Source organism: Agromyces sp. H17E-10 (genome assembly GCF_022919715.1).
Classification (GTDB): domain Bacteria; phylum Actinomycetota; class Actinomycetes; order Actinomycetales; family Microbacteriaceae; genus Agromyces.
In genome coordinates this window covers 1,724,970-1,742,603 of record NZ_CP095042.1, presented here as the reverse complement: position 1 = coordinate 1,742,603, position 17,634 = coordinate 1,724,970, and the positions used below count along the sequence as shown (strand labels likewise).

Annotated in this window: 17 protein-coding genes; 8 read left to right on the top strand and 9 right to left on the bottom strand. The window is 70.6% G+C overall.

Annotated features, from left to right (window positions below; translation table 11 throughout):
* Nucleotides 1-2: 2 nt before the first annotated feature.
* Nucleotides 3-1,196, top strand: coding sequence for a RimK family alpha-L-glutamate ligase (locus tag MUN74_RS07765; protein ID WP_244855908.1), 1,194 nt, complete (start codon nt 3-5; stop codon nt 1,194-1,196).
* Between the two features lie 26 nt (nt 1,197-1,222).
* Here the strand turns inward: MUN74_RS07765 and MUN74_RS07760 are convergent, their stop codons facing one another.
* The 6 genes from MUN74_RS07760 to MUN74_RS07735 form a co-directional block, all read right to left on the bottom strand.
* Nucleotides 1,223-1,579: a GntR family transcriptional regulator gene (locus tag MUN74_RS07760; protein WP_244855907.1), complete on the bottom strand. Its 357-nt coding sequence runs from the start codon at nt 1,577-1,579 to the stop codon at nt 1,223-1,225.
* A 54-nt stretch (nt 1,580-1,633) separates the two neighbouring features.
* The gene (locus MUN74_RS07755; RefSeq protein ID WP_244855903.1) at nt 1,634-2,140 is read right to left on the bottom strand and encodes a hypothetical protein; all 507 of its coding nucleotides are present in this window, start codon (nt 2,138-2,140) and stop codon (nt 1,634-1,636) included.
* A 398-nt stretch (nt 2,141-2,538) separates the two neighbouring features.
* Nucleotides 2,539-3,426 (bottom strand): hypothetical protein, encoded by an 888-nt coding sequence (locus MUN74_RS07750; protein WP_244855902.1) that lies wholly within the window; start codon nt 3,424-3,426, stop codon nt 2,539-2,541.
* Nucleotides 3,416-3,976 (bottom strand): RNA polymerase sigma factor, encoded by a 561-nt coding sequence (locus tag MUN74_RS07745; protein WP_244855901.1) that lies wholly within the window; start codon nt 3,974-3,976, stop codon nt 3,416-3,418. Before MUN74_RS07745 ends, MUN74_RS07750 begins: the two co-directional genes overlap by 11 nt.
* Nucleotides 3,977-4,084: 108 nt before the next feature.
* Entirely contained in the window at nt 4,085-4,522 is a 438-nt protein-coding gene (locus tag MUN74_RS07740) for an Lrp/AsnC family transcriptional regulator (RefSeq protein WP_244855900.1), read from the bottom strand.
* Nucleotides 4,523-4,583: 61 nt separating this feature from the next.
* Nucleotides 4,584-5,204 carry a TetR/AcrR family transcriptional regulator C-terminal domain-containing protein gene (locus MUN74_RS07735; protein WP_244855899.1) on the bottom strand — a complete coding sequence of 207 codons (621 nt, stop codon included), beginning with the start codon at nt 5,202-5,204 and terminating at the stop codon, nt 4,584-4,586.
* Nucleotides 5,205-5,357: 153 nt separating this feature from the next.
* Here MUN74_RS07735 and MUN74_RS07730 point away from each other — a divergent pair, with 153 nt between their 5' ends.
* The 6 genes from MUN74_RS07730 to MUN74_RS07705 all read left to right on the top strand — a co-directional run bounded on the left by MUN74_RS07730 (nt 5,358) and on the right by MUN74_RS07705 (nt 12,585).
* Nucleotides 5,358-7,010: an amidohydrolase gene (locus tag MUN74_RS07730; RefSeq protein ID WP_244855898.1), complete on the top strand. Its 1,653-nt coding sequence runs from the start codon at nt 5,358-5,360 to the stop codon at nt 7,008-7,010.
* Nucleotides 7,011-7,033: 23 nt separating this feature from the next.
* Complete coding sequence (locus MUN74_RS07725) at nt 7,034-8,413, top strand: APC family permease (protein WP_244855896.1); 1,380 nt, start codon at nt 7,034-7,036, stop codon at nt 8,411-8,413.
* An 83-nt stretch (nt 8,414-8,496) separates the two neighbouring features.
* Entirely contained in the window at nt 8,497-10,428 is a 1,932-nt protein-coding gene (locus MUN74_RS07720) for a clostripain-related cysteine peptidase (protein ID WP_244855895.1), read from the top strand.
* 24 nt (nt 10,429-10,452) lie between these two features.
* Entirely contained in the window at nt 10,453-11,256 is an 804-nt protein-coding gene (locus MUN74_RS07715; protein WP_244855894.1) for an LLM class F420-dependent oxidoreductase, read from the top strand.
* Nucleotides 11,249-12,007, top strand: coding sequence for a hypothetical protein (locus tag MUN74_RS07710; RefSeq protein WP_244855893.1), 759 nt, complete (start codon nt 11,249-11,251; stop codon nt 12,005-12,007). Before MUN74_RS07715 ends, MUN74_RS07710 begins: the two co-directional genes overlap by 8 nt.
* Entirely contained in the window at nt 12,004-12,585 is a 582-nt protein-coding gene (locus MUN74_RS07705; protein ID WP_244855892.1) for a hypothetical protein, read from the top strand. Before MUN74_RS07710 ends, MUN74_RS07705 begins: the two co-directional genes overlap by 4 nt.
* Before the next feature lie 418 nt (nt 12,586-13,003).
* On the opposite strand, the gene MUN74_RS07700 is transcribed toward MUN74_RS07705, so the two are convergent.
* From MUN74_RS07700 to MUN74_RS07690, 3 genes are all read right to left on the bottom strand, one after another.
* Nucleotides 13,004-14,272, bottom strand: coding sequence for a hypothetical protein (locus MUN74_RS07700; protein ID WP_244855891.1), 1,269 nt, complete (start codon nt 14,270-14,272; stop codon nt 13,004-13,006).
* A gap of 34 nt (nt 14,273-14,306) precedes the next feature.
* Nucleotides 14,307-15,104, bottom strand: coding sequence for a hypothetical protein (locus MUN74_RS07695; RefSeq protein ID WP_244855890.1), 798 nt, complete (start codon nt 15,102-15,104; stop codon nt 14,307-14,309).
* 93 nt (nt 15,105-15,197) lie between these two features.
* Nucleotides 15,198-15,932, bottom strand: coding sequence for a DUF4097 family beta strand repeat-containing protein (locus MUN74_RS07690; protein WP_244855888.1), 735 nt, complete (start codon nt 15,930-15,932; stop codon nt 15,198-15,200).
* 168 nt (nt 15,933-16,100) lie between these two features.
* On the opposite strand from MUN74_RS07690, the gene MUN74_RS07685 reads away from it, so the two are divergent.
* Entirely contained in the window at nt 16,101-17,618 is a 1,518-nt protein-coding gene (locus MUN74_RS07685) for a peptide MFS transporter (protein ID WP_255820937.1), read from the top strand.
* Nucleotides 17,619-17,634: the final 16 nt, after the last annotated feature.

Sequence of the window (17,634 nt, the reverse complement as noted above, 5' to 3'; positions counted from 1 at the left end):
GCATGAAACTCGCGATCCTCTCGCGCGCGCCGCAGGCGTACTCGACCCAGCGACTGCGCGCCGCCGCGCAGTCGCGCGGGCACCAGGTGAAGGTGCTCAACACCCTGCGATTCGCGATCGATCTCGCGGGGCCCGAGCCCGACCTGCAGTTCCGCGGCCGGCAGCTGAGCGACTACGACGCGATCCTGCCGCGCATCGGCAACTCCATCACGTACTTCGGCACGGCCGTGGTGCGCCAGTTCGAGCAGATGGACGTCTACACGCCGAACACCGCGAACGGCATCTCGAACGCGCGCGACAAGCTGCGGGCGAACCAGATCCTCTCGCGCCACAACATCGCGCTGCCGCCGACGGCGTTCGTGCGCAACCGGGCCGACGTGCGGCCCGCGATCGAGCGGGTCGGCGGGGCGCCGGTCGTCATCAAGCTGCTCGAGGGCACGCAGGGCATCGGCGTCATCCTCGCGCCGCAGGTGAAGGTGGCCGAGGCGATCATCGAGACGCTGCACTCGACGAAGCAGAACGTGCTCATCCAGAAGTTCATCGCCGAGAGCCGTGGCCGCGACATCCGGGCGCTCGTCGTCGGCGACCGCGTGGTCGCGGCGATGCGCCGGGTCGCGAGCGGCGACGAGTTCCGCTCGAACGTGCACCGCGGCGGCACCGTCGAACCGGTCGAGCTCTCGCCCGAGTACGAGCTGGCGGCCGTGCGCTCGGCGCAGATCATGGGCCTCAAGGTCGCGGGCGTCGACATGCTCGAGGGCGACGAGGGGCCGCTCGTCATGGAGGTCAACTCGTCGCCGGGCCTGCAGGGCATCGAGACGGCGACCAACCTCGACGTGGCCGGCGCGATCATCGACTACATCGCGAACCAGGTCGCGTTCCCCGAGATCGACGTGCGCCAGCGGCTGACCGTCTCGACCGGTTACGGCGTCGCCGAGCTGCTCGTGCACGGCAACGCCGACCTCGTCGGCAAGACGCTCGGCGAGTCCGGTCTCTGGGAGCGCGACATCACGGTGCTCACCCTGCACCGCGGCACGACCGTCATTCCGAACCCGCGCAAGGGCGTCGTGCTCGAGGCCGACGACCGGCTGCTCTGCTTCGGCAAGCTCGAGGAGATGCGCTCGATGATCCCCGAGCGCCGGCGTCGGCGCGCGAAGGTGCGCAAGCTGCCGAAGCAGCCGCTGCCGCCGCAGGAGTAGGCGCTCGGCCGGCTCGTGGCCGGCGCTCAGCCGGCGTCGAGTGCGGTGCCGACGATGGCACGGGCGGCGGATGCCTCCACGCCGAGCCGCTTCGCGAGCGCCGCGTAGTCCGCGGCGGCGGCCTGCAGCGCCCGCTCGGCGGGGTCGCCGTGCTCGGCGACGAACGTGCCGTTGCGCCCGCGCCCCTCGATGACCCCGTCGGCCTCGAGCGCCTTGTACGCCTTCGCGACGGTGTTCACCGCGAGCCCGAGTTCCTCCGCGAGGGCCCGCACGGTCGGCAGTTTCGTGCCCGGGGCCGCGCGACCCGAGCGCACCGCATCGACGACGGCCGCGTGCAGCTGCTCGTAGGGCGGCAGGGATGACGCGGGGTCGAGTTCGAGCATGTGGCAAACGGTATGGTGGCGGGCTGCGACGGGTCAAGGGGCGATTCCGGACCCTCACGCCCCGAAGTTCGCCGCTGGAGCGCCGAAGCTCGCGATGACTCCTGTTGCGGAATCCACGTAGACGAAGACGCCGAAATTGAGTCCATCCGCACCAGGTATCTGATCGGTCGGCGGAAGATCCTCGCCGATGCCGATTCGCGTGTACGCCGTCGAATCGGCGCTCGACCATCCCTCCTCGGTCTGGATCTCGTTGCCGCGATCGCCGACGACGACGCCCACGCTCGAGCCGACGCCCGGTGCGGCGCGCAGTGCAAGTCCGTCGACGGTCGGTGCCCAGGCGGTCACGCTGAAGTTCTCCCAGTACGGATATTCGGGGGAAGAGACCTTGTCGTAGAGCGCGAACCCCTCCCACTCGTATACGGTCCCGGTGAATCCATCGCCGCGCGACTGCAGTTCGCTGACCACCGGTTCACCGAGCAGTTCCGTGAACGTAGCGACCGCCGTACCGACGTCGTCGAAGTAACTGAACGCGGCGAACTCGGATTCGTCGTCGGCGATCACGGCCACGCGCTCCGAGGAGATCTCGATGACCACGGGCACGGGCACGGGCGCGGGGTCAGGTGGGGGCGCGGGGTCGGGCGCTGGCGCGGTCGCTTCATCGTCCTGCCCGGCCGTTGCCTGCGGGCTCGACGCTGCCGTCGATGGTGCAGTCGGCGTCGAGCTCGCCGCAGGCGTCGGGACGGTCCTCGGCCAGAGACCGATCGCGGCACCGGTGCCGGCACCGAGCAGGAGTGCGATCGCTGCGACCGCGCCGAGCACCTCGTTGCGCACGCGCCTCTCGTGCCTGCGCGGTACGGGGTCGTCGGTGGTCTGATCGATCGCTTGCTCGGGCATCGAGGTGTGCGGCGGCTCGCATGCCCGCGCGTCGTCGAGACCGGTCAACCGTAACCGCACGACGTTCACACCCCGTAGTTCGCCGACGGTGCAATGAGTTCGACCACGAGACCGCTTTCGGCGTCAGCCGTCACCCAAACACCGAAGTTGGCTTCGAACTCGCTCGTTGCCGGACTGAGCGGTGGAAGGGGCTCTCCGATACCGATCCGTGTCGATCGCCAAGCCTGGCCGGTCTCGGGATTGGGATTCTCCGACCAGGATTCTTCCGCGACGATGTCCGCCGTCGAATCCCCGACCGACACCCCTGCTGCGGTACCGACGCCCGGGGGCGTGCGTACGACGAGGTCGCCGACCGCCGCCGCAGTTGCGTGGACGTAGAAGCCGGGGCCGTGCGGTGGATCCGGCGGATAGATGCCGTCCGAGAGCACGAACCCGTTCCATTCGTACCGGGTTGAGCTGTACCCCTCCCATTGCGGGCGGACCTCGGTGACGACCGGTTCGCCGAGCTGCTCCGTGAGCAGTGCGATCAGCGGGGCGGGCTCCTCGAAGTAGCTGTACGCGGCGAACTCCGATCCGTCGTCGGCGATCACGGCCACGCGCTCCGAGGAGATCTCGATCACCGCGGGCACGGGGTCGGGCGCCGGAACGGCCGTGTACTCCTCCTGCTCGATCGTCGTGGTCGGCGATGGCGCCGCGGACGGAGCGGCGGTCGGCGTCGAGATCGCCGCCGGCTCGGGTTCGGGGCCGTCGGGCCAGAGCCCGAACGCGAACGCGGCCCCGGCCCCGACACCGAGCAGCAGGGCGATTGCGGCGAGTGCGCCGAGCACGCCGTTGCGGAGGCGCGATTCGCGAACGCGGGGGGCGGGTTCGTCCTCGGTCTGCTCCAGCACCTGTTCGCGCATCGAGGCGAGCAGGCGGGCGAGTTCATCGCCGTGCGGGGGTTCAGTTCTCATCGGCGGTCACCGCCTTCCTGAGTCGTGCGCGGCTGCGCAGGACGCGTTGCTTCACCGCGCCGACGGAGAGACCGAGGGACTCGGCCGCTTCTCCGTAGGGCACGCCGTCGACGAGGCACAGTTCGCACACTCGCCGGTCGATCGGCTCGAGCCGGCCGATCTCTTCGAGCACCCAGCGAAGCTGCTCGCGCGCCGCCTCCGCGTCGCGTTGCGCATGCGTGGAACGCTCGAGCCGGAACTCGTCGGGCAGTTCCTCCGCCAGGTTGCGGAGGTGCCGGCGGCCGGCGTTCGCGGCGAGGTAGCGGCACGTGGTGAGCAGCCATGGCAGCAGGGATGCCTCGTACAGCACGATCTCGGCCGACTTGCGCCAGAGCGTGATGAACGTGTCCTGCACGATCTCCTCGAGATCCTGCCGGTTCTGCGCGATCGCCCACGCGTACCGCGTGACGGTCGGCGCGTGACGGTCGAACAGGACCGGCAGCGCCGCGCGGTCACCGCGCACGAGACCGGCGAGCAAGGCATCGTCGCCGACGTCGATGTGGTCGTCCACGTGCACCTCCTTCACCTGAGAGATGTCGGAAGAAGTGCGAAGGTCACACGACGAGCGCAGCGATTTTCTCGAGCGGCTCGCGCCCGAGGCATCCGCATGCTTCGGCTGTCAGTCGCGGTTGCGGTTGACGAGCCGCGAGAGCACGATGGCGCTGCGGGTGTGGTCGACGTTGGGGGCGATGCGCACGCGTTCGAGCGCGTCTTCGAGCGAGGCGATGTCGCGGGCCCGGATCTGCACGATCGCGTCGGCCGACCCGGTGACCGTACCCGCGTAGACGACCTCGGGCACGTCTTGGAGGATGCGCTTGAGCTCGTCAGGAGCGACGGTGCCGCGGCAGAACAGCTCGACGTACGCCTCGGTCGACATGCCGTCGACGGCGGGGTCGACCTGGATCGTGAACGAGCGGATCACCCCGTCGGCGACGAGCCGGTCGACGCGGCGCTTCACCGCGGAGGCGCTGAGCCCGACCGACGAGCCGATGTCGCCGTAGCCCGCCCGGGAGTTCTGCCGCAGCAGATCGAGGATCGCGCGATCGAGGTTGTCCATGGTGGGAGTGTACGCGGATTCTTTGCGCGACGGCACCGGCTGGCGCCGGAATCGTGCGAGGTCAGGTCGTCGGCACGGCGGCGGCCCGCCTCGCGCGCAGGCCGTCGAGGAGGGCCGCGATGCCGATCTCGAAGGCGGCGGCGGCGCTCGTGGTCTCCTCGTACTCGGGTGCGAGCGCGGCGTGCACCATCTCGAGCTCGGCGGGCACCGACGCCTGGTCGAGCATGTCGCCCGGGGCGACGATGTCGAGCGCCGAGCCGAGCACATGGGCCTCGACCGTGCGCATCACGGCGACCGCGTCCTGCAGCGGCCAGCCCGCGTCGATGAGCGCCCCGATCACGACGTCGTAGATCTCGAACGTCGACACGTCCCGGATGGGCGTCGTCGCGAGGACGCGGATGAGGTTCGGGTGGGCCGCGAAGACGCGCAGGTACGAGCGGGCCCAGTCCTCGAGGGCGACGTCCCATCGGTGCTCGGCGAACGCCGAGGTGTCGATCTCGCTCACGATGCGCGCCCGGATGAGCTCGATGAGCTCGTCGCGGCTGCCGACGTGGTTGTAGAGCGACGAGACCTGCCGGTGCACCCGGCCCGCGAGGGTGCGCATGGTGAGCGCGTCGCTGCCCTGCTCGTCGACGATCTCGAGCGCGACGCGCACGAGCTGTTCGCGATTCACCGTCGACATGTTGCGCCCGCCTCTTCCGTCTGCCCTGCGGAGAGTGTAACCTCTCAGAACTCGATACGAACAGTGTTCGTATGAACAGCGTTCGTACGACGCGACGTTCGTACGAACAGCGCCCGGCGTCACCGACGCCGGGTCGACGGAAAGCAACGGTGCATGACCACGACCCACTTCTTCGGCGGAACCATCTGGCGCGGAGCCGGTGCGGCCACCTCGCGATCGCTCCTCGTACGCGACGGTCTCGTGGTCGCGCTCGACGACGAAGCGGATGCCGCGGCCGAGGCCGCCCGCGCCGCCGACGCGTCGATCGAAGTCGTCGATCTCGCCGGTGGGTTCCTCATGCCGTCGTTCGGCGACGGGCACGCGCATCCGCTCTTCGGCGGCCTCGAGGCCGAAGGCCCCGACGTGCGCGACTGCACCTCGGTCGAGCAGATCGTCGCGGCCGTCGCCGGGTACGCCGCGGCCAACCCCGACGCGCCGTGGATCTTCGGCGCCTCGTACGACCCCGCCCTCGTCGACGAGGGCCTGTTCGACGCCCGCTGGCTCGACGCGGCGGTCGCCGACCGGCCCGTCGTACTGCGTGCCTACGACTACCACACGATCTGGGTCAACTCGAGGGCGCTCGAGCTCGCGGGCATCGACGCCGACACGCCCGAGCCCGAGCTCGGCGAGATCACCCGCCGGGCCGACGGCAGCCCGCTCGGCACTCTGCGCGAGTGGGGCGCCGTCGACCTCGTGCTCGACGTCGCGCCGCCCCGTCCGGTCGACGAGCGTCGCCGCGCGCTGCAGCGCGCGGGGGAGTACTACCTCGCGCGCGGCGTCACCTGGGTGCAGGACGCCTGGGTCGAGCCCGGCGACGTCGAGAGCTACCTCGACGCCGCCCGGCACGACCTGCTGCCCGTTCGCTTCAACCTCGCGCTCTACGCCGACCCGCGTCGTTTCGCCCGACAGCTGCCCGCGATGGTCGAGGACCGCCGCCGCGTCGAGGCACTCGGCTCGCCGCTGTTGACCGCGAACACCGTCAAGTTCTTCGCCGACGGCGTCATCGAGTCGGAGACGGGCGCCCTGCTCGAGCCGTACTGCTCGGCGCTGCACAAGCACGGCATGGCGGTCTGGCAGGGGCGCGACCTCGACGACGCCGTGCGCGCGGTCGACGCCGCCGGGTTCCAGGTGCACATCCACGCGATCGGCGACGCCGCCGTGCGCCAGGCGCTCGACGCGATCGAACGCGCCATGGACGCCAACGGCCCCCGCGACCGCCGACCCGTGATCGCGCACGCGCAGCTCGTCGACGACGCAGACCTCGCCCGCTTCGCCGAGCTCGGCGTGATTGCGTGCATGCAGCCGCTCTGGGCGCAGCTCGACCCGCTCATGACGGTGCTCACCGTGCCGCGCCTCGGACAGGCGCGTGCCGACCGCCAGTACCGCATGCACACGATCGCCGAGTCGGGCGCCGTGCTCTCATTCGGCTCCGACTGGCCGGTGAGCTCGGGCGCCCCGCTCGACGGGCTTGCGATCGCCGCCTCCCGGCAGACCGCCGACGGCGTGCCGGCCGGCGGCTGGACGCCCGACGAGATCCTCCCGATCGACCGCGCACTCGACGCCTACTCGGCCGCCGTCGCGTACCAGGCGTTCGGGGATGCCTCGGCCGAGGCATCCGCGACCTGGGGCCGCATCGAACCGGGTGCGAGCGCCGACCTCGTCGAGTTCGTGCGCGACCCGCGCGAGCTCGCCCCGGGCGAGCTGCCCGACCTCCCCATCCGCGCCACCTACCTCGCAGGAAGCCCCCGATACCGCGCCGCAACGTAGCGACGCACACGAAAGGATCCCCCATGTCCCAGTCGCCCGCCCCCGAGCCGCTGATCTCACCCACCTCGGCGACCGCGCAGGTCACCGAGGGCCGCTTCAAGCGCGTGCTCGGCGTTCCGTCGCTCACACTCTTCGGCCTCGCCTACATGGTGCCGCTCACCGTGTTCACCACCTACGGCATCGTCACCGAGATCACGGGCGGGCGGGTGGCGGCCTCGTACATCATCACGCTCGTCGTCATGGTGTTCACCGCCCGCTCGTACGCGCGCATGGCCGTGGCCTACCCGTACGCGGGCTCGGCGTACGTGTACGCGCAACGCAGCTTCGGCGGCGCGGTCGGGTTCCTCTCGGGGTGGGCGCTGCTGCTCGACTACCTGTTCCTGCCGATGATCAACTACCTGGTGCTCGGGCTCTACCTGAACACCTCGTTCCCCGCGGTGCCGCCGTGGGTGTGGATCGTGCTCGCGATCGCCATCGTCACCGTGCTCAACCTCATCGGCATCGTCTCGGTCGCGCGGGCGAACTTCGTGATCATCGCCGTGCAGGTGATCTTCATCGTCGTGTTCGTCGCGCTCGTGGTCGCCGCGGCCGGCGGAAGCGAGGTCGACCTGCTCGCCCCGTTCACCGGCGACGGCACGGTCGACGGCATCGCCCCGCTGTTCGCGGGTGCGGCGATTCTCTGCCTCTCGTTCCTCGGCTTCGACGCCGTGTCGACTCTCGCGGAGGAGGCGAAGGACTCCACCCGCACGGTGCCGCGGGCCATCATGATCACGACGATCGGCGCCGGCCTCCTCTTCATCCTGCTCGCGTACTGCGCGCAGATCGGGTTCCCGTCGAACGAGTTCGGCTCGGCCGACACCGCCGCGTTCGACGTCGTGCAGGCGGTCGGCGGCCAGTGGCTCACGCCGCTCTTCATCGCCGGGTTCGTCGCTGGCGCCTTCGGGTCGGCGCTCACGTCGCAGGCGTCGGTCGCGCGCATCCTGTTCGCGATGGGTCGCGACGGCGTGCTGCCGCGCTCGATCTTCGGGCACCTCAACAAGCGGTTCGGCACCCCGCACGTCGCGATCCTGATCGTGTCGGCGGTGTCGCTGCTCGCGATCTGGATCGAGCTGCTCGCACTCACCGAGATGATCAGCTTCGGCGCGCTCATCGCGTTCTCGGTCGTCAACCTCGCGGTCATCAAGCACTACTACTTCGACCGCCGGGAGCGCTCGGGCTGGGGCCTCGTCCGCAACCTCATCCTGCCGCTCATCGGCTTCGCGCTGACCGTCTGGCTCTGGACGAACCTGTCGCCCCGCACGTTCCTGATCGGCGGCATCTGGCTCGCGGTCGGCGTGATCATCCTGGCGATCGCGACGAAGGGATTCCGCCGGCCGACGCCCATGCTCGACCTCAAGGAGTAGGCCCTTGGGGGCGTGGTGCGATTCGCATGAAATCGCGCCGTCGCCCTTGAGGCGGTCCCCCATCGCTCGTCACGATGGGGGACATGGTGCCGAAGGTTTGGTGGGGAATCCTGGCGGCGATCTTCGGGGTGTTCGTCCTCGTGGTCGCGATGCTGCACAACTCGTCGTCGACGGCGCCCGTCGCCGCGGGGCCCGGGCCGCAGGGGGAGGGCGAGCAGAAGAGCTGGACCTTCATGGTCTACATGATCGGCGACACCGACCTCGAGCCGTACGCGCTCGACGACATCGCCGAGATGGCGTCGGTCGGGTCGACCGACGAGGTCAACATCGTCGCGCTCGTCGATCGCAGCCCCGACTACACGACCGACCCGGCCGTGGATCTCGCCGACTTCGAGGACACGGTCGCGTTCCAGGTGCAACAGGACCACCTCGCGATCGTCGACGAACCCGGCGAGCTCAACATGGGCGACCCCGATACCCTCGCCGACTTCGTCGCCGACACGGCGACGCGGTTCCCGGCCGACCAGTACGGCCTCGTGCTGTGGGACCACGGCGCGGGCTGGCCGGGCATGGGGCCCGACGAGTCCGACGGCTACGACATCCTCGACCTCGACGAGATGGACGTCGCACTCACCGACGGGCTCGGCCGTGCCGGCATCGACAAGCTCGACTTCATGGGCTTCGACGCATGCCTGATGTCGACCTACGAGGTGGCGAGCGTGATGTCGCAGCACGCCGACATCATGGTCGGCTCGCAGGAGCTCGAACCCGGCCACGGCTGGAACTACGGCGAGCTCTCGGTGCTCGCCGACGAACCGGCGACGACCCCGACCGAGCTCGGCTCGGCGTTCATCCAGGGCTACGCCGAGCAGGCCGACGAGTGGGGCACGGGCGCCGACATCACGCTCGCGATGCTCGACCTCTCGCAGGTGGGCGGCGTGCAGGACGCGGTCACCGCGCTCGCCGACGTCTACGAGGCCGACCCCGACGGGCTCGGACCCGAGCTGGCGACCGCCCAGTCCGACGTGCTCGAGTTCGGCCGCAACCCCGACCCCGAGCTCGCCACGAACCAGATCGACCTCGGCGGGTACGTGCAGAGCCTCGCCGAGACCGGTGGGCCCGAGGTCGCCGCAGCCGCCGATGCGGTCGCGCAGTCGCTCGAGGCGCTCGTGCTCGACGAGACCACGGGGCCCGCGACCGACGCTGCGTCGGGTCTCTCGATCTACTTCCCCGAGGTCGAGGCGTACTTCTCCGACGACTACTACACGCTGCGCAACGTGCCGGCCTGGCCCGACGCCCTCTCCGCGTTCTTCGACAGCGGCAGCCGGCTCGCCGATGACGTGCGGGCCCGGTTCGAGACGGGCGACGGCTCCACCGACGTGCAGTTCGGCGACGACGGCGTGACGTTCACGGCCTACCTGCCGCCGGCCTCTGCGGCCGCGGTCATCAGCTCGACGGTGTCGGCGGGCTACCGCGACGGAGACGACCTCGTCTACGTCGCCGAGATGCCGGCGAAGCTCACGGCGGGCGCCGACGAGGCGTCGGTGACGGCCCAGTACGACCTGACCTACCTGACGGTCAGCGACGGGGATGACGAGATGGCCGTCTACCAGGACATCACGACCGACCCCGAGACCGGCTATCGCACGATCGACGTGCCGCTCGAGTACGTCGCGCCCGACGACGACGAGTACCAGGACGCCCTGCTCTCGATCGTGCTCGACACCGCCGGCGACGTGGTCGAGGAGGACTTCTACGTGCTCGACGAGTCGGGCACGTACGGCGCGATGACGCCCGACCCCGACGCGCGCATCTACCCGGTCGCCCTCGTGTTCACGGGCGACGGGGAGTGGGAGTACCAGCGCACCGACGACGTCGGCGTCGCAGCCGACCTGCCGGCGATCCAGTACGCGTTCGAGTACCTCGAGTCGGGCACGACGCTCGTGCTCGACGCCGACGTGCAGGACTACGGGCAGCAGGCCGATACGGCGAGCGTCGAGGTGGTGATTCCCTGACCGGGCGGGTCATAGGCTGTGCGCATGCCCTACGACGATCGTGTACGCCTCGGCGTGCAGCTGCAGCCCCAGCACGCCCGTTACGAGTCGATCCGCGACGCGGTGCTGCGTCTCGAAGAGCTCGGCGTCGACTTCGTCTTCAACTGGGACCACTTCTTCCCGCTGCACGGCGACCCCGACGGCCTGCACTTCGAGGCGTGGACGATGCTCGGCGCCTGGGCCGAGCAGACCGAGCGCATCGAGTTCGGCACGCTCGTGAACTGCAACTCGTACCGCAACGCCGACCTGCAGGCCGACATGGCTCGCACGCTCGACCACATCTCGGCGAAGGGCACGGGCGTCGGCCGCTTCGTCTTCGGCACCGGCGCCGGCTGGTTCGAGCGCGACTACGACGAGTACGGCTACGAGTTCGGCACCCGCGGCTCGCGCCTGAACGCGCTCGGTGCCGCGCTGCCGCGCATCGAGGCCCGCTGGGCGAAGCTCAACCCCGCGCCGACCCGCCGCATCCCGGTGATGATCGGCGGCCAGGGCGAGCAGAAGACGTTGAAGCTCGTCGCGAAGCACGCCGACATCTGGCACTCGTTCGTCGCACCCGACGTGATCGCGCACAAGCTCGACGTGCTGCGCCGGTGGGGTGACGAGGTCGGCCGGGATGTCTCGGAGATCACGATCTCGAACGAGCTGAGCCGGCACGGGGCCGACGTCGAGCACGCCGACGCGCTGTACGACGCGGGCGTGCGGCTGTTCACGCTCGGGGTCGACGGGCCCGACTACGACCTCGAGCCGGTGCGTCGCTGGCTCGCGTGGCGTGACGAGCGCAATGGCTGAAACCCCGAGCGGCGACGGTTCCGAGACGGCGCACTCGGCGCACACGGAGCCGGCTTCGCAGGCGTCGTCCGCGCCGTCCGCTTCCCGTCGGGAGCAGCGGGCGGCGGCCCGCAGTACGGTACGCCGCGGACGGCTGCGCGCCACGATCGACCGGGTGCCGACGAGCTGGCTCGCGACCGGGTTCGTCGTCGTGCTGCTCGGCGCCTCCGCCGCGTTCGGCGGGCTGGCCGACGCGCCTGAGCCGCCCATCGCGAAGGTCGTGCCGGGCGAGTCGATCGCGGGCACGCAGCTCGAGATCGCGGTGACCGGTGCGACGGTCGCCGATGCGCTGCCCGAGTTGTACCTCGAGGCCGAGCCGGGCATGCGCTACGTGACGGTCACCGCCGACGTCGAGAACGTGTGGACGACGCCCGCGAGCTCGGGCGACTTCGGCACGGTCGTGCGGCTCGGCGGCGTCGTCGGCAAGGCGCTCACGGTCTTCGACGTCGACGACGCCCGCGCGAACCCGGTGCTGCAGCACGGGGTGCCGCGCGCTCTCGGCTGGGTGTGGAAGCTGCCGGCCGACGCCGTCGACGACTCCGTCGGGGTGCGGGTGTACGACCGCAGCTACACCGAGGGGAAGACGGTCACGAGCGGCGGATCGTTCGGCGACCCCGTGCTCGTCGCGGCGGGACCCGTCGCGGTCGTCGAGGCACCGGCACCGTCGCCCGACGCGACGATCGACGGCTTCGCCGCTGGGGATTCCGAGTGAGCGCGCGACGCGGACTCGTCTCCGCGGGCATCGCGGTGGTTGCCCTCGTGGGCGCGTGGGCAGTCACCGAGACCGCGCCCTCGGCCCACGACTGGCTCGACCCCATCCCCGTGACCGCAGCGTTCGGCGAGGAGGCGGTCGGTCGAAACCTCGCCGCCACCGTGCACGACGCGACCGCCGCCGAGACCGTGATCGACCAGGATGGCGCCGAGATCGAGACGGGCGGCGTCTGGGTCGTCGTGGATGCCTCGGCCAGGGCGGTCATCTCCGAGCGCGCAGTGAACCTCGGCGGCACGAGGCTCGTCGTCGACGGCGTCGAGTACTCGCCGACCGACCGGGTGGACCGCTCCACCACGCTCGCCGGCCGACCGCTCTCGATCGGCGTCGACCTGCGCGGCCCGCTCGTGTTCGAGCTCCCCGCGGTCCCCGACGAGGCCGAGCTGCGGCTCGGACGCGGCGTGGGCGCCGGCCCGGTCGACCTGCGCGGCGACTCGGTGCTCGTCGTGCCGATCGATCTCGAGGGACGCGAGCCCGAGGCATCCGTCACCCTGCCCACCCCGGCCTTGGAGTCGGAGTGAACGCCCCGCGCCGCAGTTGGTGGCGCCGCAACGGACTCGGCCTCGCCGCGCTCGTCGTGCTGCTGCCCACGACGGTCGCCGTGACGAGCTGGAACGGCTGGACCGCCCTGTTCGCCGAGCGCCCGACGATCGCGGTCGACGAGTCGCCGAGCGAGACGTTCACCTACGGCGCCGCCGACTGGCGCCTGGTCGACGCCGCACGCGGCCGGCCGCAGCAGTCGCGCACCCCGCTGCCCGAGGGCATGCAGCTCGTCGTCGCGCAGGTCGAGGTCACGCCCACCGGCGCGCAGTCGCCCGGCTGCACGATCGAGCTCGTCGAACGCGCGACGGGCCGCATCTTCACGGACGACGCGTTCGCCGGCTACTGGGATGCGAGCGCCGACACGACCACGACCTGCAGCTCGGAGCAGACCGAGCCCTACGTCGTCGAGGTGCCGTTCATGGTGCCCGAGGACACGGGCGACGTCTCGCTCACGATCGCGGTCGTCTCGGAGCTGCCCTCGTTCGCGCGGGTGCCCCTCGAGATCGAGGCCAAGCAGTAGTCGTACGCCGCAGCGACGAGCACGAACAGCAGCGGCTGGAAGATCGTGTCGACGACGACCGCGATCGGCGTGTCGATGAGGAACCAGATGAGCTGCTCCTGCGGGCCGACGATCGGACCGAGCGCGTGCACGAGCCATTGCTCGCCCGCGAGCACGATCGAGTAGGCGAGCACGTACAGGCTCATCGGCACCGCACCGGCCCGCCAGATGAGCAGCAGCGCATCGGTGATGGTCTTCCACCGGCTGATCGACGACTCGCCGACGTCGGCGAGGCGACGCCGCGACCACTCGGGCAGCTTCGCGTAGCGGGCCTTCACCTGCTCGAGCGGGCGCTCGAGTGCGCGCAGGCGCCCGTACGTCACCGACCCGAGCGCCTGCCCGAAGACGACGCCCGCGATCGCGAGCCAGGCGAGCGGTTCGAGCAGCAGCCCGCCGAGCTGGTCGAGCACCCAGCCGATGCCCTGCTGCACGGGATCGAGCCACGAGAACACGACGTTGACGGCGCCCGTGAAGTCGTTCCACCAGTGCACCGCCGCGCGCGCGTTCATCCAGTCGGTCACGAAACCGATCAGGTCGCCGATGAGGAACAGCGTGAAGAACACCCACACCGCTTCGCAGTAGGCGGCGACGAGCGCGGTCCATTTCGGGAGTCGCTCCCGATTGCGCTTGATGAGCCAGCGTGCCGCGTAGGTCGCGACGACGACCGCGATCGTCACCACGTCGAACGCGAGCGTGTCGACCTCGCCCTCGCCGACCGAGTCGGTGAACCAGTTCACCTTGCCGAACGCACTCAGCTGGTAGGCGACCACGTCGTCCTTCAGGAAGCCCCACGCCGCATAGAAGAGGAAGAACGGCAGGATGGCGGCGAGCACCGAGCTCATGAACTGCGGCCGCTGCGCCCCGGTGAGCGTCGAGTAGTTCGGCATCGCCTCGCGCATCGTGAGGAACATCGCGATGAAGCTCACGAGCCGGGCGAGCGCGGCGAGCGGCAGCACGAGGAAGGCGCCGAGCGTCGAGTTCACGCCGATCGTGCCCGCGAGCTCGATGATCAGGTAGCGCGCGAGCCACCCGGCGACGTACCACGCGAGCAGCCGCGGCCACGTGCCCGCGAGGATGCGGCCGGCCGTCTGCAGCGTGTCGAGCATGGGGAAATGCTAGCGGCGCGGTGAGGGGCGTCGGTCACTCGGCGGCGGGCTGCCCGGCGACGTTCAGGATGACGCCGCCGTCGGGGCGGAGGGATGCGTCGATCCTCGCCTCGTCGTTGGCTTCGAACGAGAGGACGATGCCCTCGGTCGGCATCATCCCGTGCTCGGTGCAGGTCGACGCGGCGCCGAGATCGGGCTTCAACACGATGAAGCAGAGCTCGGAGCCCTGCTCGATGGAGGCCGCGAACGCCTGGACGCCGTCGGAACGCGTCGCCAGCAGCCTGAGGCTCTCGGGGTCGAGGTTGAGCCCGTCGACGAAGCCGGCGGGCGCAGAATCCGATGCTCGAGCTTCGCGCGCGAGGACGGCCGAGACCGGCGCATCGGCGACCGGGATCATCGACGAGACGATGCCCGTGTCGGGATCGGCCGAGACGCTCCCCGTTCCCTGATCCACCGAGACCGTGGCGCCGGGCGTGACGGGGCCGGCCGCAGGGACGCCGCCCGGTGCGACCAGCTCCACCGGCGCGGCCGCGAGCGACGAGATCTGCGTGCCGATCGCGATGCCGACCGCGAGTGCGACGACGCCGGCGGTGACGACCCAGCGCACCGTCGCCGTACGTGCCCGAGGCTCGTCGGGCTGGGAGGTCGCCGGCGCCGAGACGTCGCTGCGCTCCTCCACGACCGGCTCAGGGGCCCATGCGACGCTCGTCGCGGCATCCGCGAGCGCGTGCAGCTCGGCCTCGGCGGCCGCGCGCTCCTCGGGGGAGGCATCCGCCCCGTAGGCGATGCGCTGCAGGCGGCGCCGCCGTTCATCGTCTGGCGAGCCGTCCACGCGACCTCCGGGTTCGGGCCGGCGGGCCGCCGGGTCAACTCAGGATGCCGCAGGGCCCGCGCCGTGGCAAGCCGCAGTGCGGCGTGGCCGGCGTCACCGGCCGACGACGCGGATCGCCCCGTTCGACGTCGAGAGGTCGAGCGTGAACTCGCCGTCGTCGGTGTCGTCGATGCCGACGTCGACCGAGCCGTTCGAGGTGCCGGCGTCGACGCGGTACGTCGCACCGTCGGTCGGCACGGCGAGGTCGATCGCGCCGTTGGAGGTGCGCGCCTTGACGTCCTGCGCGGCGTCGAGCCGCAGGTCGATCGCACCGTTCGAGGTGACGGCGCGAATGCCGGACCCGGTGAGTCCGCGGCCCTCGATGCGCCCGTTGCTCGTGCGCGCGTCGACGGTGCCCGTCACGCCGTCGAGCTCGATGCGCCCGTTGCTCGTCTCGACGTCGACGGCGGCGACGTTCGCGAGCTCGATCGCCCCGTTCGTCGTGGAGCCGCGCACCTCGACGCCGGCAGGTGCGCTCACCGTGTACTCGACCGAGCAGTTGCGGCCGCAGCCGCCGAGCACGAGCACGCCGTCGCGCACCTCGACCGTCTCGCGCGTCGGGCGCTGGCCGCGGTACGACACCGTGCGTTCCACCGCGACCGAGCCGACGCCTTCGACGCCTTCGACGTGTACCGCGCCGTCGGGTTCGTCGATCTCGATCGACTGCACGGGTTCGTCGAACGAGGCGTCGTCGCTGAACCGCTCGACCGGCTGCAGCCAGGCGCAGCCGGTGAGCAGCGCGGCCACCGCGACGGTGCCGGCGAGTGCGATGGTCCTGGTGGTACGCATGCGGAGCGTCATCTCTTCCCCTCGGGGCACGGCGTCTCCCCGCCCCCGTTCGATGCTGGCACGGCGGCGAGCGGGCCGCACGGGGGCGAACCCCCGGGACGTGGCCTCGATACGGCGCTGCGCGCCTACTCGACCGACGAGACGGGGCCGGGGAGTAGGGTGACCCCCATGGGCAGTGTCACCGAACCTGCCCCGGGGGAGTACGGACCGCCTGAGCCGGGTGTGACCGGCGGGGGCGAGCGAGACACCCGGGGCGACCACGGATTCTTCGGGCAGCCGCGCCCGCTCATCCACATCTTCGGTGTCGAGATGTGGGAGCGGTTCAGCTTCTACGGCATGCAGGGCATCCTGCTGCTCTACCTCTACTACTCGGTCGCCGACGGCGGGCTCGGCATGGACCAGACCGCCGCGGCCGGCATCGTCGGCGCCTACGGCGGCACGGTCTACCTCTCGACCATCCTCGGCGCGTGGATCGCCGACCGATTGCTCGGCAGCGAGCGCGTGCTGTTCTACAGCGCGAGCGTCATCATGGCGGGCCACCTCGCCCTGGCGTTCCTGCCCGGGTTCTGGGGCGTGGGCGTCGGCCTCGTGCTCGTCGCGTTCGGTTCGGGCGGGCTCAAGGCCAACGCGACGAGCGTCGTCGGCACGCTGTACGACGAGCACGACCCCCGTCGCGACGCCGGCTTCTCGATCTTCTACCTCGGCATCAACCTCGGCGCGTTCCTCGGCCCGATCCTCACGGGGCTCGCGCAGACCACGCTCGGCTTCCACTGGGGCTTCGGGCTCGCCGCCGCCGGGATGGCGTTCGGACTCATCCAGTACTCGTTCGGCCGCAAGAAGCTGCCGCCCGAGGCATCCGTGGTGCCGAACCCCCTGCCCCGCGACCGTATCGGCCTCGTGATCGGCATCGGCGTCGCGGCCGTCATCGTCGTCGCGGTGCTCGTGCTGACGGGGCTCGTCACCGCGACCAACCTCGTGAGCTGGGTGATCGGCGGCACGATCGCCGCGGCCGTCGCGTACTTCATCGTGATCCTCGCGAGCAAGCACCTCTCGTCGACCGAGCGCAGCCGGGTGTTCGCGTTCATCCCGCTGTTCATCGCGAGCGTCGCGTTCTGGTCGCTCTACCAGCAGCAGTTCACGGTGCTCACGATCTACTCCGATGAGCAGCTGAACCGCGACCTGTTCGGGTGGGAGATGCCCGTGTCGTGGGTGCAGTCGATCAACCCGATCTTCATCATCGTGCTGTCGGGCGTGTTCGCCGCGATCTGGACGAAGCTCGGCGACCGGCAGCCGTCGACGCCGATCAAGTTCGCGCTCGGCACGATGATCATGGGCGTCGCGTTCCTGCTGTTCCTGCCGTTCGCGGGCGGCGGGGCCGGGTCGACGCCGCTGCTCTGGATGGTGCTCATCCTGCTCGTGTTCACGGTCGCCGAGCTGCTGCTCTCGCCCGTGGGGCTCTCGGTCACGACGAAGCTCGCGCCGAAGCGGTTCCACACCCAGATGGTCGCGCTGTTCTTCCTGTCGATCGCGCTCGGCACCTCGATCGCGGGCCTGCTCGCCGAGTTCTACACGGTTGTCGACCAGATCACGTACTTCGGGGTGCTCGGCGGCATCGCGATCGTGCTCGGCGCGGCGCTCGCGGTCGGCAGCCGCGGCGTGCTCAAGCTCATGGCGGGGGTGCGCTGAGCAGCGGCGGGTCGCC

Bases quoted from the DNA above. Each gene is read 5' to 3' on its own strand.
- MUN74_RS07685 (WP_255820937.1), top strand. From the start codon at position 16,101: ATGGGCAGTGTCACCGAACCTGCCCCGGGGGAGTACGGACCGCCTGAG.
- MUN74_RS07765 (WP_244855908.1), top strand. From the start codon at position 3: ATGAAACTCGCGATCCTCTCGCGCGCGCCGCAGGCGTACTCGACCCAG.
- MUN74_RS07760 (WP_244855907.1), bottom strand. From the start codon at position 1,579: ATGCTCGAACTCGACCCCGCGTCATCCCTGCCGCCCTACGAGCAGCTG.
- MUN74_RS07690 (WP_244855888.1), bottom strand. From the start codon at position 15,932: ATGCGTACCACCAGGACCATCGCACTCGCCGGCACCGTCGCGGTGGCC.
- MUN74_RS07700 (WP_244855891.1), bottom strand. From the start codon at position 14,272: ATGCTCGACACGCTGCAGACGGCCGGCCGCATCCTCGCGGGCACGTGG.
- MUN74_RS07710 (WP_244855893.1), top strand. From the start codon at position 11,249: ATGGCTGAAACCCCGAGCGGCGACGGTTCCGAGACGGCGCACTCGGCG.
- MUN74_RS07715 (WP_244855894.1), top strand. From the start codon at position 10,453: ATGCCCTACGACGATCGTGTACGCCTCGGCGTGCAGCTGCAGCCCCAG.
- MUN74_RS07750 (WP_244855902.1), bottom strand. From the start codon at position 3,426: ATGAGAACTGAACCCCCGCACGGCGATGAACTCGCCCGCCTGCTCGCC.
- MUN74_RS07720 (WP_244855895.1), top strand. From the start codon at position 8,497: ATGGTGCCGAAGGTTTGGTGGGGAATCCTGGCGGCGATCTTCGGGGTG.
- MUN74_RS07730 (WP_244855898.1), top strand. From the start codon at position 5,358: ATGACCACGACCCACTTCTTCGGCGGAACCATCTGGCGCGGAGCCGGT.
- MUN74_RS07725 (WP_244855896.1), top strand. From the start codon at position 7,034: ATGTCCCAGTCGCCCGCCCCCGAGCCGCTGATCTCACCCACCTCGGCG.
- MUN74_RS07735 (WP_244855899.1), bottom strand. From the start codon at position 5,204: ATGTCGACGGTGAATCGCGAACAGCTCGTGCGCGTCGCGCTCGAGATC.
- MUN74_RS07740 (WP_244855900.1), bottom strand. From the start codon at position 4,522: ATGGACAACCTCGATCGCGCGATCCTCGATCTGCTGCGGCAGAACTCC.